Origin of the sequence: Vibrio vulnificus CMCP6 (assembly GCF_000039765.1) — a bacterium.
GTDB classification, from domain to species: domain Bacteria; phylum Pseudomonadota; class Gammaproteobacteria; order Enterobacterales; family Vibrionaceae; genus Vibrio; species Vibrio vulnificus_B.
In genome coordinates, this window is sequence record NC_004459.3 from 889,139 (window position 1) to 906,560 (window position 17,422).

Sequence of the window (17,422 nt, forward strand, 5' to 3'; positions counted from 1 at the left end):
CTTAATTTTTGGCAATTAATAATTCTTTTGATCTAGCGCAAAGGTTTGCGTGCGCGATAAACTATCTCAGCCAATATGTGACGGGACACCTAAAACCATAGGAAAATTAAGGGTAATTTTTGAACTATATCCCTGTTTTCTCCCCCACCCGTTGTTAGCATGGTGAGCAGAAAAATTAATAAATTCTTACAAAATCCCTACAAAAATCCTATAAGGAGCACCTATGACCGTTATGGAACATACAAAGGCTGCATCAATTGATCTAACCAAGCATGGTCTTCGCAACGTAAAAGAGGTTGTGCGCAACCCAAGTTACGAAATGCTGTTTGCAGAAGAGACTCGAGCTGATCTCGAAGGCTACGAAAAAGGCGTAGTGACAGAGCTCGGCGCGGTGGCTGTAGACACAGGCATCTTCACTGGCCGCTCACCAAAAGACAAATACATTGTGAAAGATGCGACAACCGAAGAACATATGTGGTGGACAACACCAGCCGTCCCGAACGATAACAAGCCAATCACACAAGAAGTGTGGAATGACCTAAAACAACTGGTCACTAACCAGCTTTCTGGCAAGCGCGTTTTTGTCATTGATGGTTATTGTGGTGCCAACCCTGATACCCGTCTTAGCATTCGAGTCATCACCGAAGTGGCGTGGCAAGCGCATTTCGTTAAGAACATGTTCATCCGCCCAACCGAAGAAGAATTGGCCAGCTTTGAGCCTGATTTCGTGGTGATGAACGGTGCAAAATGCACCAACCAAAAGTGGAAAGAGCACGGTCTGAACTCTGAAAACTTCACGGTGTTTAACCTAACTGAGCGCATGCAGTTGATCGGCGGTACTTGGTACGGCGGTGAGATGAAGAAAGGCATGTTCGCGATGATGAACTACTTCCTGCCTCTTAAAGGCATTGCGTCGATGCACTGTTCTGCCAACATGGGCAAAGAAGGTGATGTGGCGATCTTCTTCGGTCTATCTGGTACGGGTAAAACAACGCTGTCGACCGATCCAAAACGCGCGCTGATTGGCGATGACGAGCACGGCTGGGATGACGACGGTGTGTTTAACTTCGAAGGTGGTTGTTACGCGAAAACCATCAAGCTGTCGAAAGAAGCTGAGCCTGATATTTACAATGCCATCCGCCGCGATGCACTGCTTGAAAACGTAACTGTTCGCAATGACGGCTCGATCAACTTTGATGATGGTTCGAAAACCGAGAACACTCGCGTTTCTTACCCAATCCATCACATTGAAAACATCGTTAAGCCAGTATCAAAAGGCGGTCATGCCAACAAAGTGATCTTCCTTTCTGCCGATGCGTTTGGCGTGTTACCTCCGGTGTCTAAACTGACCCCAGAACAAACTAAGTATCACTTCCTATCTGGCTTTACTGCGAAGTTGGCTGGTACTGAGCGTGGTATTACTGAACCAACACCAACTTTCTCTGCGTGTTTTGGTGCCGCGTTCCTGACGCTTCACCCAACCAAGTACGCTGAAGTACTGGTAAAACGTATGGAAGAAGCAGGGGCAGAAGCCTACCTCGTCAATACCGGTTGGAACGGTAGCGGCAAGCGTATCTCAATCCAAGATACGCGCGGTATTATCGATGCGATCCTTGATGGTTCTATTGAAGAAGCGCCAACCAAACACGTGCCTATCTTCAATCTAGAAGTACCAACATCACTTCCTGGTGTGGATCCAACCATCCTTGATCCACGTGACACTTACGTTGACCCGCTACAGTGGGAAAGCAAAGCGCAAGATCTTGCTCAACGCTTTATCAACAACTTCGCTAAGTACACCGACAACGCGGAAGGTCAATCACTTGTGGCTGCAGGCCCACAACTCGATTAGTGACCTAGCTACGAAAAGCAAACTTAAGCCCCTCACCTGAGGGGCTTTTTTATTGAATCGTTGCGAAAATTAAGCCAAGCTTATCTGCACTTATTTGCAAACGTTAGTGATCAGTAGGCAGGGATGAAAAAAGCACTAATCAGTGTCGCGCTTTTGTTGATTGTCATCGCTCTAATTCCAATCAGCATTCTAGTGAGCTTACAAACGCGCTATGCCAGCCAAGTGTTTAATCAGCTCAGTCAGTTCAGCGGGCTTGGCATGCAAGCTGAGTTGGTCCACTATCAGTATCCTGACCATTTTTCGTTTAAGAATGTCTCTTTTGCGCATAATGAAGTGAGCTATGTTGAACAGTTGGAGATTTGGCTAAGCCCAGATCTGTATGCCAACGGACGCGTGCAAATTGCCAGTGTGTTACTGGATGGTTTGAGTCTACAAACCGGTCTTTCCCGCTCGCCAAAAACGTTTATTCCCAACACCGTACAGATTCACCAATTGGCCATTTCAAACCTCGATTACGCCGACAACCAGTTGAGTGCGCGCGGTATTAAGTTTCAGGTAAAGCAACCTCAATGGCAACGCAGCGATCAGTTCATTCCTTTCGGTGAGATTCAGTTCTCCGCACAGCAGCTTTACTGGCAGGGCGAAGCGTTTAACCAACCTTTGCTCGATATCGATTACAAACCTCAAGACAGCACCCTTTATGGTCTGTCTTTGTCTTGGCGTGGCGCGAAAGTCTCTGGCCAAGCGGAGCAATACCCGCAAGGTTGGTCATTGGTCAATGTCACCGTTGAAGGTCTCGATTTATCACAGCAGCAACTCACGTCCATTTTGGCTAAGCCATGGAAGAGGTTTGGCTCGCAGATTACCCACATCAACAGCTTGGACATCTTACGCAGTTCACTCGCGTTAGAAGATTACCGCTTGATCAACTTTGAACTGAGTAGTGAAAATTTGACCTTGCCTTTCTCACTTTGGCAGCAGCAACAGGGGCTCATTTCCTTCTCAGCAGAGAGCGTGCAAGATCAGCACAACGTGTGGGTTGAGCCGCGCATCAAATTCACCCTCGATCCCAACGCCATTAACGTAGAGGAAGCGTCTGCTCAGTGGCAACAAGGGAACCTTCTCTTCTCTGGCACACTCAAGCCCGATGCGATAGCGCTGGATCAGCTCATGGTCAACAACGTGAAGTGGGCGGCAGAGCAACCTGGCGAAGGCGCATGGCTTTGGCAATGGCTTGAAAATACGTCACACGTGAGTGTAGAACGACTGAACATCGAGCGCAGTCAGTTTATCCAATTGATTCGCCAGCCTTACTGGCAGCTCTCTGGTCTCAATATCGATGGGGAAAAATTGCTGCTCAAACAAGAGCAACAACTCGGATTGTGGCAAGGCAAGCTGCGGGCCACGGCGGCCAACGCCAGTTATCAAGATATATTGAGCTCCCATCCGCTAGTGGAAATGCACAGCGACGATGGGCTTTGGCAACTTGACCGTCTCTTTGCACCGCTCAAACAGGGTTATATTGAGGCTTATGGCCAATTGCAACTCAACAGTTTAAGTAAACCGTGGCAAGCCACACTTAATGCAGATGGTTTACCCATGGGCTTATTGCTGTCACAGCTGCCATTGCCTTTTGATCTCAATGCCATCAGCAGTATTGATGTCAGTGCAACGGGGTTGGGTGGCGACTGGGCGATGTTTTCCCATTCACTGACCGGTGGCGTTCATGCTCGCCTACACGAAGCCTACACGCCATTTGATGAAGGGAACATTCTTCCTCTGCAAGTCTCTGAAATCAGCTTGAGTATGGAGAGAGGCAAACTCACCCTCGCTCCCGTCAAACTGCAAGGCCCCGACATCGAGGGCACGATCGGTGGTGCGAGCGATCTTACTGCGCCGGAACAAGGTGGCATTCGCTACCAAGTAAAAATGGGCTGCCAACAATTGAGTGGCGATATGATGTCAGACGAACATCAACGCGTAAATCAATGCCCAGAGCAAAGCCAAGCGGCGCAAGAGACTCCACTGGCTCAAACAGAAGAGGCCGAAAACGCGGCCTCTTAATGCAGTCAAATTCCATTACGCCTGCTGCTGTTCCAATTGCTTTTTGTAGTTCGGCAGCAGCATGTAAGTACCGGTAAACTCCACCGCCGCGACATCACCACTGTAAATGGTCACCAAGATAACAATGCGCGCTTTACGGCCACTGGCAAGGCGATCTAAATCGCCACTGATCCCATCGAGCGAGGTGCTCGCAATCGGCGTTTTATCCACTGGATGACGATAGCGAATGTTGCTGTCTGCCAGCACGATATCGCCTTTCAAACCACGCTCTTTGAGTAACAGCCACGCCATCCCCCACCCCGTTAGCGTCGCCAAGGTAAAGGCTGAACCCGCAAACAAGGTGTTGTGGGGGTTGAGATTGGGATTAAGCTGCGCGCAGCACTCAAATTGATAACCGGTGTATTGGTTAATTTTGATGCCCATTTTGTCGGCGATTGGAATTTGCTTTTCCCAACGGTCTTGCAGCTCGGTGCACCATTCTGGTTTGCGCAGCACATTCGCCATCGGGTCCAATGGCTTCACCATTTGTTGGTGACGAACAGGTCCGCGCTCGTCAGTCAGCTCACCGCGACGTTCAAAACCATTCTTTTGATAAAAGGAAATGGCATCTTCACGCGCGTTACACACTAAGCGTTTCGCCCCTTCTTGACGCGCTAGCGACTCTAACGCAACCAGCACTAACGAACCCATGCCTTTGCTGCGGCGATTGCCTTTGACCGCCATATAACGAATTTGACCTTCATTATCCGGCGTGATGTAAAGACGGCCAATCGCAATCGGACGACCTCGGCCATCCACAATCATACGATGATGGCTCATCGGATCGTATTCATCGCGCTCAGAGCCTATCGGCATGCGCCAAGGTTCGCGCAGCATTTGCCAACGGAAGTGGAAATACTTGTTCAGTTGATTGTCCGTTTCTGGGGTGATCAGTTTAAACATAAAATTCCTTTTCCATGCATTATTCGCCCGTTTTTGGGGTCACTATACCTGTAACCAAAACGTCACTGGGCCATCGTTAATTAACGAGACTTTCATATCCGCAGCAAATCGTCCACGCTCCGTTGGTAGCACTTGCTGACACAAATCGGAGAAATAGTCGTATAAACGCTCAGCATCAGCAGGATGTGCACCACGAGAAAAACCAGCACGCGTGCCTTTTTTGGTATCGGCAGGCAAAGTAAATTGCGAAACCACCAACACCTTACCGTCCACTTGCTGCACGTTGAGGTTCATTTTTCCTTCGCTGTCTTCAAACACGCGGTAGGTCGTGACTCTCTCCATCAAACGCTTGGCTTTGGCCTCATCGTCGTCTTTTTCTACGCCGAGTAACACCAAAAGTCCCTTGTCTATCTGACCAACCACTTCACCATCGACGCGTACAGCCGCTTCACTAACTCTCTGAATCAAAGCGATCACGTTGAGTATCCTTTTCTAATTCTGTGTCATTGTTTGGCAACGATTGTATCACGTCCTCAGCTGGCCTCCAGTGCTCCCGTTCACCGAGTGCAGCGGTGACTTCAGCACCGATTAAAACAATCAACCAACAGAGATACACCCAAACAAAAAGAATCGGAATGGCGGCTAAAGCGCCGTAAATCAGTTGATACGACGGAAACTGTGTAATGTACGCAGCAAAACCTTTTTTACTAAGCTCAAATAACACCGCCGCAATCATGGCACCAACGACAGCATGAGAAAACTGCACCTTCTTATTCGGCACCAACAAATAAAGACCAACGAAGGCCGAAGAAGAGAGGATAAATGGCAGCCAACGCAGCAACTGATCGTAAACGGTCGAGATCGCTTCACTATCAAGTAAACGCAGTGAGGTGATGTAAGAGGTGGCCGCAATACTGGCTCCGACCAAAATCGGCCCAAGCGTCAACACCATCCAATACATCGAAAACGAGAACACCGCACGACGCTTCTTCTTCACTCTCCAAATATAGTTGAGATTCTTGTCGATGTTGGAAATCAGCATCAACGCCGCCACAAACAGAAACGCCGCCCCCACCGCCGTCATTTTGCCCGTGTTCGCGATAAACTCTTGCAATGCCGCATGAACAGCGTCTCCCGATGCGGGTACAAAGTTATTGATAATGAAACTTTGCAATACGCTACCAACGTTCTCAAAAACGGAAAACTTCGACAAAATGGATAAGAGAACGGTGAGCATAGGAACAATCGAAAGTAGCGTGATATACGCCAAGTAACCGGCATTCACATTAATCCGGTCATGATTCATGCGCGCTATCAAATAACGAACAAATGCAATGCCCGCTTGCGCCCTTTGCGGCAATCTCAACTTGTCACTGCCAAACAACTGGTTCATAGTCCTAACCATACGTAACTTAAATAGATCATTGAGAAATAAGCATGCCTTATTTAATCACCATACTACTAACGATTTTTGCCCTGACTGGTTGTCAGTCCGCATACTACTCTGCAATGGAAAAAGTGGGTTACCACAAACGTGAGATCATGGTCGACCGAGTCGAAGACGCCAAAGAATCTCAGCAAGAGGCCCAACAAGAGTTTACCAGCGCCTTGCAGGCTTTATCCAGCCTAACCCAATTTAATGGCGGTGAATTGGAAGAGGTGTATAACCAAATCAACGACCAGTACCAAGAGAGTGAAAAAGCGGCGCAGGAAGTGCGCGATCGCATTGCAGCGATTGAAGATGTCTCGGATGCTTTGTTCGATGAATGGCAACAAGAGCTCGCACTTTACACCAATGCCAAGCTGCGCCGCTCTAGCGAACAAAAGCTCAAGGAGACCAAAGCCTCTTATCAACAGATGCTCAAAGCGATGAAACGAGCGGAGCAAAAAATGACGCCAGTGCTCAACACGCTGCGCGACAATACCTTGTATTTGAAACACAACCTCAACGCCAGCGCCGTTGGTTCGTTGCAAGGCGAGTTCATGAGCTTGGAAAAAGAGATCGCCAATGCCATCTCGCAAATGAACGCTGCAATAGCCGAATCCGACAAGTTCTTGCAAAAACTCAACCAGCAGTAAGCTTCTCAAACCTCCTGCTTTCGGGAGGTTTTTTTGTTGCGCCTCGCTAGAGGCTGTTCACCTTACATACTGCAGAATAAACGCCACTCGCTCAGCCACACTTCCCCACGGCACTTCCACCACTTGATAGCCTAGCTCACGGTAGCATTCCACCAACATTTGATGAATCTGCAACGCTTCGGCAAACGTGTGTGGCCGCACTTCGTCTTGGACATAAATGGACGACTCTGGTTTGCAGACGAACACTTTGGCGTAATAGCCTTGACTGGCCTGATGCAACGCGGTGGGCACCTCACAGCGCCCCATTTTGAGATAGCCAATGATATCGGGAATGGCGCGGTCGAAAAACGCGACTGTGGCACCACTGGCTTGGCGCTTTTGCTCACTCATCAACGCCAAACACAACTCAGCGAACGCGGGAAGATTGGTCCAGGGCAGAATGCCGTCAGCGCGTACACTTTGCTCCTCGATCAATGTGCGAGAGCCTTCCGCAAAAGTCATGTAACCCTGTGCCGACAGCGCATTAATTAACGTGGTTTTACCCGCTCCGGGGCCACCACTGATGATCACCAAATCCATGTTTTGCTCCTAAATAAACAAAAACCCTGAGTCGTTGCCAACTCAGGGTTTCTCATTTAATTAACCGAAAGCGTAATTACTTCGCTTCGCGAGAAGCACGTTTACGATCGCTTTCCGTTAGGAACTTCTTACGAATACGGATGTTTTCCGGCGTTACTTCTACTAGCTCGTCGTCATCGATGAACTCTAGTGCTTGTTCTAGGGTCATCGTGATTGGCGGCGTTAGCACCTGTGCGTCATCCGTACCAGAAGCACGAACGTTGGTTAGCTGCTTGCCTTTCAGTGCGTTTACAGTTAGGTCGTTATCACGGCTGTGAATACCAATAACCATACCTTCATACACTTCCACACCGTGACCGATGAAGAGACGACCACGCTCTTGCAGGTTAAATAGCGCGTTAGTTAGCGCTTTACCCGCTGCGTTCGCAATCAATACACCGTTGATACGTTGACCGATGTTACCGCCTTTGTGTGGGCCGTAGTGATCAAACGTATGGTAAAGAAGACCTGAACCCGAAGTCAGTGTCATGAACTCTGTTTGGAAACCGATCAGACCACGAGATGGCATCATAAAGTCCAAACGAACACGGCCTTTACCATCTGGAGACATGTCTTTCAGTTCGCCTTTACGCATACCGATCTTCTCCATAATGCCACCTTGGTGTTCTTCTTGAACGTCGATGGTTACGGTTTCGAACGGTTCCATTAGCTGGCCGTTTTCTTCTTTCAGGATTACTTCTGGACGCGATACTGCAAGCTCAAAGCCTTCACGACGCATGTTCTCGATCAGGATAGATAGGTGAAGCTCACCACGGCCTGAAACACGGAATTTGTCTGGATCTTCTGTTTGCTCAACGCGCAGTGCTACGTTGTGAACCAGTTCCTTCTCAAGACGCTCAAGGATGTTACGTGAAGTCACGTATTTACCTTCAAGACCCGCAAACGGAGAGGTGTTTACTTGGAACGTCATGGTGACGGTTGGTTCATCAACAGACAATGCTGGCAACGCTTCTGGCTTGTTTACATCACAGATGGTGTCTGAGATTTTTAGCTCGCCAAGACCAGTGATTGCGATGATGTCGCCCGCAGTTGCTTGTTCAACTTCGTGACGCTCAAGGCCCATGTAACCCAGTACCGTGCCCACTTTACCGTTACGTGTTTTGCCATCAGCACCAACGATGGTTACTTGTTGGTTTGCTTTCACTTTACCACGAGTCACACGACCAACACCGATAACACCCACGTATGAGCTGTAATCGAGCTGAGAGATTTGCATCTGTAGTGGACCATCAAGGTCAACATTTGGCGCATCAACTACATCAACGATCGTTTGGAATAGTGGTTCCATGTCTTCGCCAGTTTCGCCTTCTTCTAGAGAAGCCCAACCGTTAAGTGCTGAAGCGTAAACCACTTTGAAATCGAGCTGTTCGTCAGTTGCACCTAGGTTGTCGAATAGGTCGAACACTTGGTCCATAACCCAATCAGGACGCGCACCTGGACGGTCGATCTTGTTGATTACAACGATTGGCTTAAGGCCGTGTGCGAATGCTTTTTGCGTTACAAAACGCGTTTGTGGCATTGGGCCATCTACTGCGTCAACGATAAGCAGTACGCAGTCTACCATCGACATAATACGCTCAACTTCGCCACCGAAGTCCGCGTGTCCCGGGGTATCTACGATATTGATGCGGTAGTCATTCCAACGGATAGCGGTGTTTTTCGCCAAAATGGTAATGCCACGCTCTTTTTCGATGTCGTTCGAGTCCATGACTCGCTCTTCTACATCGCCGCGAGATTGTAAAGTGCCCGATTGCTGCAGCAATTTATCAACCAGTGTTGTTTTACCGTGGTCAACGTGCGCGATGATCGCGATATTTCTTAATTTATCAATCTGTGGAGTCGTCATGGATTCTGATTCACTTGTTTAGACAATATTACTCAAACCGCTCACTTTTTAAACAAAGCCCGGTTTGATTAAAAAAACGGCCATAATGTACCAGATTTTGATAAAAAACCCAGAAATATGTGATCTATTCGTGAGTATTTTTCTTTTATTGACGCTAATCGCCCCTCTTCAACCCCAACCATTTCTCGAGCCGCCTCACTCTATCAAGCTTTTATGCAAAGATGAGCACACGATCGTTGACAAAAGCAACAAACAGGGGCGAAATGGATCGCGCTTATGATTCACAATGGTGCAACGAACATTAATTCGCACCATTAAGGTGCACTCAAGGATCATTTTGGTGCACAAAGGAAGAGCGGATGCACACAAAACAAAGCAAGTGCATGATTAATATGGACTTAAAAAATTGGCACGCTTTTAGCTTTGTAAGAATCAGCATCGATTAATAAGAATGAAATGAAATTAATCAATGCTGGATTCCAAACCGAATCTGACTATTACCGCTTTAATAACACTGGAGGTTATCCAAGATGTCAGTAGAAAACGTTTTATCGCTGATCCAAGAAAACGAAGTTAAGTTTGTTGACCTGCGTTTTACCGATACTAAAGGTAAAGAGCAGCACATCTCTATTCCTTCTCACCAAATCGATGCTGACTTCTTCGAAGACGGTAAAATGTTCGATGGTTCGTCTGTTGCTGGCTGGAAAGGTATTAACGAATCAGACATGGTGATGATGCCTGACGCATCTTCAGCTGTTCTAGACCCATTTACTGAAGAAGCAACGCTAAACATCCGTTGTGACATCCTAGAACCTGCAACGATGCAAGGTTACGACCGTGACCCACGCTCTATCGCGAAACGCGCTGAAGAGTACATGCGCTCTACTGGTCTTGCAGACACCGTTCTAGTTGGTCCAGAGCCAGAGTTCTTCCTGTTTGACGATGTAAAATTCGCCACTGACATGTCGGGGTCTTTCTTCAAGATCGACGACGTAGAAGCGGCATGGAACACAGGTTCTGACTACGAAAACGGTAACAAAGGTCACCGTCCAGGCGTGAAGGGTGGTTACTTCCCTGTAGCTCCAGTGGATTCTTCACAAGACCTACGCTCGGCAATGTGTCTAGTGATGGAAGAGATGGGCCTTGTTGTTGAAGCGCACCACCATGAAGTAGCGACAGCGGGTCAAAACGAGATCGCAACTCGCTTTAACACACTAACGACTAAAGCAGACGAGATCCAAATCTACAAGTACGTGGTACACAACGTTGCACACGCATTTGGTAAAACAGCAACCTTTATGCCTAAGCCACTCGTCGGCGACAACGGTTCTGGTATGCACGTTCACCAATCACTAGCAAAAGATGGCGTGAACCTATTTGCTGGTGACAAGTACGGCGGTCTATCTGAAATGGCGCTTTACTATATCGGCGGCATCATCAAGCACGCACGTGCACTAAACGCGTTGACTAACCCATCAACCAACTCGTACAAGCGTCTGGTTCCACACTACGAAGCACCAGTTATGCTAGCTTACTCTGCGCGTAACCGTTCTGCCTCTATCCGTATCCCAGTGGTACCAAGCCCGAAAGCGCGTCGTATCGAAGTTCGCTTCCCAGATCCAGCAGCAAACCCATACCTAGCGTTTGCAGCCATGCTGATGGCTGGTCTTGACGGTATCAAGAACAAGATCCACCCAGGCGAAGCAATGGACAAAGATCTGTACGATCTACCAGCAGAAGAAGCGGCAGAGATTCCAAAAGTAGCGGAATCGCTAAAACAAGCGCTAGAGTACCTAGACAACGACCGTGAGTTCCTAACTGCAGGTGGCGTATTCTCTGATGATTTCATCGATTCTTACATCGAGCTGAAAACAAAAGAAGTTGAGCGCGTAAACGTTGCGGTTCACCCACTAGAGTTCGAACTATACTACTCAGTATAATTTGCTCACTATGTAAACTTTGTAACCTTAGTTACATCAATTTTAAGGCTCGCCTCGCAGGCGAGCCTTTCTTTTATTTTCCAAATGTAAACCGAGTAATAACATAACCTTGCTATAACAAAAACTATATCGGAACCCTGCACTCCGCAGAGGCTTCGTTCTATTAACGTGAACTCGCATCTCTTTGGAGGTGAACAATGAAATTGCTTTTTGCTCTGGTTCTCTCTTTGAGCGCCCCTTTAGTGTGCGCCCAAACTGTCTACACTTGGGTCGATGACAACGGCGTGCTCCACATGAGCGATACCCCCAACAATGGCGCGAAAACCGTCAAACTGCCCGATCTCGAAGCCAGTGCCCCCCCTCCTCAAGTGGAATCAACCCAATCTCTCGATAAACCAGCAGAGCTGACCAAAGAGAAACCGAAAAGCCAACAGCAAGAGGCGGTACCTCTTGCGTTGACACTGGCGTCTCCCAGCCACGATGCCACGATTCGCAGTAATCAAGGGATCATCACCATTCAGGTTCAAACCAACCGTAAGCTGGACATTGGTGAGCAGCTGCAACTGGTGTTTGATGGCAATCGCTACGGTGCTCCACAAACCTCAACATTGTGGCAGCTCAAAAACATCGACCGCGGCACGCACATTATTGCCATTCAGGCCGTACGAAGCGGCAAGCTTATTGCATCAACTAGCCCTATATCAGTGCATCTTCATCGCACCAAGATAAAATAGCGGCTTGCAGGCAATATTAAGTAGCTGATAGACGGAAATTCTCCTTTCTCTTGTCTTTGTAATCCGCCATACTGAATTCATTTGCACCAACTTAGTGCAATGCACCAGAAGATAACAAAGACAAGGATGTGAAGGTGAATTCCGCTCTCTCAAATACCATACTCAGCAACATGGTGACTGCGACGCTCATCTTGGATGATGAGCTGCAAATACACCACGCCAATCCTGCGGCAGAGCAATTGTTTTCTCAAAGTGCCAAGCGGATTGTGCACCACCCACTCTCGCAGTTGATTCAGCATGCGTCGCTCGATCTCGCCTTGCTTTCACAGCCATTACAAAGCGGACAAAGCATTACCGACAGTGACGTCACTTTCGTGGTGGATGGCAAACCTTTGTTGCTGGAGGTTACAGTCAGCCCGATTTCAATCGAAAGAGAGCTGATGCTCTTAATGGAGATGCGTAAAGTCGACCAACAGCGCCGAATCACTCAGGAGATGAACCAGCACGCCCAACAACAAGCCGCAAAGCTCTTGGTGCGAGGCCTCGCTCATGAAATCAAAAACCCGCTAGGAGGTCTACGTGGCGCAGCACAACTGCTGGAAAAAATGCTGCCCGATCCTTCATTAACGGAATACACCCAGATCATTATTGAGCAGGCAGACCGATTGCGCGCGTTAGTCGACCGGCTACTGGGCCCACAAAAACCGGGCAAAAAACAACAAACCAACCTTCACCAAGTTCTCGAAAAAGTTCGCCAACTTGTGGAGCTGGAGTCCGAACAAACGCTGGTCATCGAGCGAGACTATGATCCAAGCTTGCCCGATATTTACATTGATGCTGACCAAATAGAGCAGGCGATGCTCAATATCGTTAGCAATGCTTCGCAAATTTTGGCTCACCAAGAGGATGGTAAAATCTCCATTCGCACCAGAACGGTGCATCAGGCCAATATCCATGGCCAACGCTGCAAAGTGGCGGCCCGGATTGAAATTATGGATAACGGGCCAGGTATCCCCGTTGAGCTTCAAGATACTTTGTTTTACCCCATGGTCAGTGGTCGAGAAGGCGGGACAGGATTAGGTCTTTCTATTTCTCAAAACCTTATTGATCAGCATAACGGCAAAATTGATGTCGAAAGCTGGCCAGGGCACACCAATTTTACGATTTATCTGCCAATTTAACGCTGCAAGGAATACGTCATGAGTAAAGGCTATGTTTGGGTTGTCGACGACGACAGTTCGATTCGCTGGGTAATGGAAAAAACCTTATCCTCTGCCAACATCAAATGCGAAACCTACGCCAACGGCGAAAGTGTATTGATGGCGTTAGAACGTGAAGTCCCGGATGTTTTAGTCTCCGATATTCGCATGCCAGGCATCGATGGCATTGAACTGCTGCGTCAAGTGCATGAGAAGTGCCCGAATTTGCCCGTCATCATCATGACGGCACATTCGGATTTGGATGCGGCGGTTAACGCGTACCAAAAAGGGGCGTTTGAGTACCTGCCAAAACCCTTCGATATCGATGAGACGCTGACGCTGGTTGAGCGCGCCATCGCGCATGGCCAAGAACAAAAGCGTGAACAAATGGCTTCAGCGCAGACCCACACCGCGCACACCCCAGAAATCATCGGTGAAGCACCGGCGATGCAAGAGGTTTTCCGCGCCATTGGTCGCCTGTCTCGCTCTTCCATTTCAGTGCTGATTAACGGTGAGTCAGGCACTGGTAAAGAGCTCGTCGCCCATGCTTTGCACCGCCACAGTCCTCGCTCAAGCAAACCCTTTATTGCGTTGAACATGGCAGCCATCCCAAAGGATTTGATTGAGTCCGAACTGTTTGGCCACGAAAAAGGCGCGTTTACAGGTGCCAACTCGGTGCGCCAAGGTCGATTTGAACAGGCCAACGGGGGCACGTTGTTTCTCGATGAGATCGGCGACATGCCGCTTGATATTCAAACCCGCCTCCTGCGCGTGCTCGCAGACGGTCAGTTCTATCGTGTCGGTGGCCACTCACCAATTAAAGTGGATGTCCGTATTGTCGCGGCGACCCATCAAAACCTCGAACGTTTGGTGCAACAAGGCAAATTTCGTGAAGACCTTTTTCACCGCCTCAATGTCATTCGCGTGCAGATCCCAGCCCTTCGCGAGCGCAAGCAAGACATCGAAAAACTGACCCAGCACTTCTTGCTGCGAGCCGCAGAAGAGCTCGGTGTAGAAGCCAAAACACTGCATGGCAGCACTGTGGAAATACTTAACCGTTTGAACTGGCCAGGCAACGTACGTCAGTTGGAAAACATTTGTCGCTGGCTTACCGTAATGGCCAGTGGCAGTGAAGTGTTGCCAAGTGATTTACCTAGCGAGTTGGTCAATGAAAAACGCGTGGTGGATGACAACAACGCTTCTGGCACTTGGCAAGAAACCTTGTCGAACTGGGCTGAGCACGCATTGGAATCTGGAGAAAAAGAACTGCTGGCTTATGCACTTCCTCAATTCGAACGTATACTGTTAGAAGCAGCACTAAAGCACACCAATGGACACAAGCAGGATGCCGCCAAGGTTTTAGGCTGGGGACGCAACACGTTGACGAGAAAACTAAAAGAGCTGTACTAACCACACTCACCCGATACCGTCGCGTCTGCCCATTTGGCTTATTCGGTTTTGCGCCTTTTTTCGACACGTTCGAACACAGGTGCAAACCCCAAGCACTCAAGGAGAGACGCTTTTTCTATGTACGAGCTCAACGACAGCAGCAAAATTTCTCTCAAAGCAGCAGTCATCACCCCTTTTGTGGTGATTTTTCTCTTATCGATCAGCTTAGTCATTCTCGTTCAACGACACAGCTATGAACGTGCCGTGGTTGATCTCAGTAACAAGCAACTCTCTGCGTTAACGGAGAATGTACAAACTCATCTCACTGAGTATTTAGGCGCACCGTTTGATGCAGGTTTGGCGATGGCACACACCATCAGCTTCAATCACCTCTACAAAGCTGATGATACCTCACAGTTGCAAGACTATTTTTTGAATGCTTTTCAAACCCTGTACGCCGATATCCCACAACTGGATGTGATTGGCTTTGGCTCGGAAGCAGCGGATTACATCGGCTTTCGCAAAGAGAGCAACGGCACACACACATTAATGATTCAAGATGACCGCACCGACAGCAAATTGGTCATTTATCGCGGCGATCAAATCAGCAAAGAGATTGTCTCGGTGATCCCCAACTACGATCCGCGCGTGCGACCTTGGTACGCACCCGTTGCTGAAAAGCGCCAAGTGATGTGGTCATCCATCTATGCTAATGCTGACGAGCGCCAAGAAATCACGCTTTCCGCCCTCTCGCCGGTTTACGACAAGCAACATTTTGTCGGCGTGATGGTTACTGACATTCGCATCAATACCTTCAACGCGTTTTTAAATCGCTTGCAGGAGAAAACCAAGGCGACCGTCTACATCATGGATAACGATCAGCGCCTCGTCGCACATTCCGCTCAAGGCAGCGTGGTGTCATGGGGGACCGAGTGGTCGAAAAAGGGCGACCGACTGTTAGCCACCGAAAGTGCCGACCCTATCATTAAGCAGCACGCAGAACGAGCGAAAGCAGAACGCATGTTGCAACATGAAGAGGCACAACAATTTGAGTTCGAAACCAAGAATGAACGTTATTTCAGCCTCTTGTCGCCATACACCGACCAATATGGCCTCACGTGGTTTATTGGCATTTCCATCTCTGAAACCGAGCTTCTTGGCGTATTGCCGAAGTCACAACAGCAAAGCTGGCTGATCGGCATACTGGTAAGTGCGATTGGGATGTCTTTCTGCTTAGTCATTTTCAGCCGTATCACTCGTCCTATTACGGCCACCGCCACGGCAGCAAGAAATTTGGCCAACGGCAATTGGGATAGCTCAATGCCAAAACCTGGCCGCATTCATGAAACCAGCTTACTGGTCAACGCCTTTAACGAAATGGCCAATAACCTCAAAGCGTCCTTTAAAGCCCTGCATAATCAACTGGTGTTTGATTCCCTGACCAAGCTGTACAGCCGAGAAGGATTGATTGATGTAAGTAAGCGCAAACTTACTGAGTCTGGCAGTTTATTTATGCTTGGGGTTAATCGCTTTCGCGATATCAACGACAGCTTGGGACATCACAACGGTGACCAACTGCTGATCAAAGTCTCCGAACGAATCCAAACCTTGTTTGACGATCAGTTTTTGCTCGCTCGCACAGGAGGAGACGAATTTGCGATATACGCTCCCCACATCAATCAAAGCGAAGAAGTGACGTTGACGGTGAATCGCCTTCAGCAACTCTTCATTGCCCCGTTTTATATGAATGATGAAAGTGTGGTGATGAAGGTGTCGATTGGTGTCGTGATCACCGACAGTGATAGCAACATGACACGCTGGCTACGGAATGGCAGCATCGCACTGAGCAATGCAAAACAAGATGTTTCGGGCGTCAGTTACTATCGTCCTGAAATGGCCGACGCTTCGAAATTTCGCACTCAAATGCTGGCAAAAATCCAAGATGGTATCGACAGCCAAGAATTTATCCCCTATTACCAACCCATTATTGAGCTTAAGAGCGGCAAAGTGATCGGTGCTGAAGCACTGGCACGCTGGCTCAGCAAACAAGGAATTATCTCCCCACTCGATTTTATCCCTATCGCAGAAGACAGTGGCCTGATTCAAAAAATTGGCAGTCAGATTTTACGCCAAGCCTGCCATGATTGCGCCAAAGCGATCGCCGCTCAGCACTGGGATGCTCGCTTTCAACTGCATGTGAACATTTCCGTCAATCAACTGCTTCGCGATGACTTTGTCGCTGAGGTTTCGCAAATTTTGCAGGAAACGGGGTTAGCTGCCACTAACCTTACGTTGGAAATCACCGAGTCGCGCTTGGTTGAAAGCGCACATGGCACATTAGACAACATGCACAAGCTCCGTGCTTTGGGCATTAGCATTGCCATTGACGATTTTGGTACTGGCTATTCCTCTCTCGCCTATCTGCATTCGCTGCCGTTTGATTGCCTGAAGATAGACCGAACGTTTGTCGAAAAATTAAATCGCCAAGAAATCAACAATTCCGTTGTCGCCGCGGTGGTGAACATTACTAAAGGGTTCAACGTTAATGTTGTGGCTGAAGGGGTTGAAACCAGCTTGCAAGCCGAGCTGCTGATGGAGTTAGGATGCACCCTAGCGCAAGGTTATCTCTATAGCCGCCCGGTGCCATTTGATGAGTGGCCATCGCTATAAGCACAAACCGTTGAGATACATTAAAAATGCCAGCGTTTTCGCTGGCATTTGTATTTAAAGAGGCATCG

General features: G+C 48.5%; 13 protein-coding genes. 8 read left to right on the plus strand and 5 right to left on the minus strand.

Annotated features, from left to right (window positions below; genetic code table 11):
• Nucleotides 1-223: 223 nt before the first annotated feature.
• Nucleotides 224-1,852, plus strand: coding sequence for a phosphoenolpyruvate carboxykinase (ATP) (gene pckA / locus VV1_RS04250; protein ID WP_011078948.1), 1,629 nt, complete (start codon nucleotides 224-226; stop codon nucleotides 1,850-1,852).
• Nucleotides 1,853-1,975: 123 nt separating this feature from the next.
• Nucleotides 1,976-3,916 (plus strand): AsmA family protein, encoded by a 1,941-nt coding sequence (locus tag VV1_RS04255; protein WP_011078949.1) that lies wholly within the window; start codon nucleotides 1,976-1,978, stop codon nucleotides 3,914-3,916.
• Between the two features lie 15 nt (nucleotides 3,917-3,931).
• Here the strand turns inward: VV1_RS04255 and VV1_RS04260 are convergent, their stop codons facing one another.
• The 3 genes from VV1_RS04260 to VV1_RS04270 are packed head-to-tail and all read right to left on the minus strand — an operon-like array spanning nucleotide 3,932 to nucleotide 6,251.
• The gene (locus VV1_RS04260) at nucleotides 3,932-4,858 is read right to left on the minus strand and encodes a bifunctional GNAT family N-acetyltransferase/hotdog fold thioesterase (protein ID WP_011078950.1); all 927 of its coding nucleotides are present in this window, start codon (nucleotides 4,856-4,858) and stop codon (nucleotides 3,932-3,934) included.
• Nucleotides 4,859-4,900: 42 nt separating this feature from the next.
• The gene (gene dtd, locus VV1_RS04265; RefSeq protein WP_011078951.1) at nucleotides 4,901-5,335 is read right to left on the minus strand and encodes a D-aminoacyl-tRNA deacylase; all 435 of its coding nucleotides are present in this window, start codon (nucleotides 5,333-5,335) and stop codon (nucleotides 4,901-4,903) included.
• Nucleotides 5,310-6,251 (minus strand): virulence factor BrkB family protein, encoded by a 942-nt coding sequence (locus VV1_RS04270; protein WP_011078952.1) that lies wholly within the window; start codon nucleotides 6,249-6,251, stop codon nucleotides 5,310-5,312. Before VV1_RS04270 ends, dtd begins: the two co-directional genes overlap by 26 nt.
• Nucleotides 6,252-6,295: 44 nt before the next feature.
• Here VV1_RS04270 and VV1_RS04275 point away from each other — a divergent pair, with 44 nt between their 5' ends.
• On the plus strand, nucleotides 6,296-6,937 hold the full coding sequence (locus VV1_RS04275; protein ID WP_011078953.1) for a DUF2959 domain-containing protein: 642 nt from the start codon (nucleotides 6,296-6,298) through the stop codon (nucleotides 6,935-6,937).
• A gap of 57 nt (nucleotides 6,938-6,994) precedes the next feature.
• Here VV1_RS04275 and VV1_RS04280 read toward each other — a convergent pair whose 3' ends face one another.
• Both VV1_RS04280 and typA read right to left on the minus strand, forming a co-directional pair.
• Nucleotides 6,995-7,516 carry an AAA family ATPase gene (locus tag VV1_RS04280; protein WP_011078954.1) on the minus strand — a complete coding sequence of 174 codons (522 nt, stop codon included), beginning with the start codon at nucleotides 7,514-7,516 and terminating at the stop codon, nucleotides 6,995-6,997.
• A gap of 76 nt (nucleotides 7,517-7,592) precedes the next feature.
• Nucleotides 7,593-9,422 (minus strand): translational GTPase TypA, encoded by a 1,830-nt coding sequence (gene typA / locus VV1_RS04285; RefSeq protein ID WP_011078955.1) that lies wholly within the window; start codon nucleotides 9,420-9,422, stop codon nucleotides 7,593-7,595.
• A gap of 530 nt (nucleotides 9,423-9,952) precedes the next feature.
• Here typA and glnA point away from each other — a divergent pair.
• The 5 genes from glnA (at nucleotide 9,953) to gepA (ending at nucleotide 17,354) form a co-directional block, all read left to right on the plus strand.
• Nucleotides 9,953-11,362 carry a glutamate--ammonia ligase gene (glnA, locus tag VV1_RS04290; RefSeq protein WP_011078956.1) on the plus strand — a complete coding sequence of 470 codons (1,410 nt, stop codon included), beginning with the start codon at nucleotides 9,953-9,955 and terminating at the stop codon, nucleotides 11,360-11,362.
• 197 nt (nucleotides 11,363-11,559) lie between these two features.
• A complete protein-coding gene (locus VV1_RS04295) occupies nucleotides 11,560-12,096 on the plus strand; it encodes a DUF4124 domain-containing protein (RefSeq protein WP_011078957.1) in 537 nt (178 codons plus the stop codon).
• A gap of 128 nt (nucleotides 12,097-12,224) precedes the next feature.
• Complete coding sequence (glnL, locus tag VV1_RS04300) at nucleotides 12,225-13,277, plus strand: nitrogen regulation protein NR(II) (RefSeq protein WP_011078958.1); 1,053 nt, start codon at nucleotides 12,225-12,227, stop codon at nucleotides 13,275-13,277.
• Between the two features lie 18 nt (nucleotides 13,278-13,295).
• Nucleotides 13,296-14,705 (plus strand): nitrogen regulation protein NR(I), encoded by a 1,410-nt coding sequence (gene glnG / locus VV1_RS04305; RefSeq protein WP_011078959.1) that lies wholly within the window; start codon nucleotides 13,296-13,298, stop codon nucleotides 14,703-14,705.
• 117 nt (nucleotides 14,706-14,822) lie between these two features.
• Complete coding sequence (gepA, locus tag VV1_RS04310) at nucleotides 14,823-17,354, plus strand: phosphodiesterase GepA (protein ID WP_011078960.1); 2,532 nt, start codon at nucleotides 14,823-14,825, stop codon at nucleotides 17,352-17,354.
• The last annotated feature ends 68 nt before the right edge of the window (nucleotides 17,355-17,422 follow it).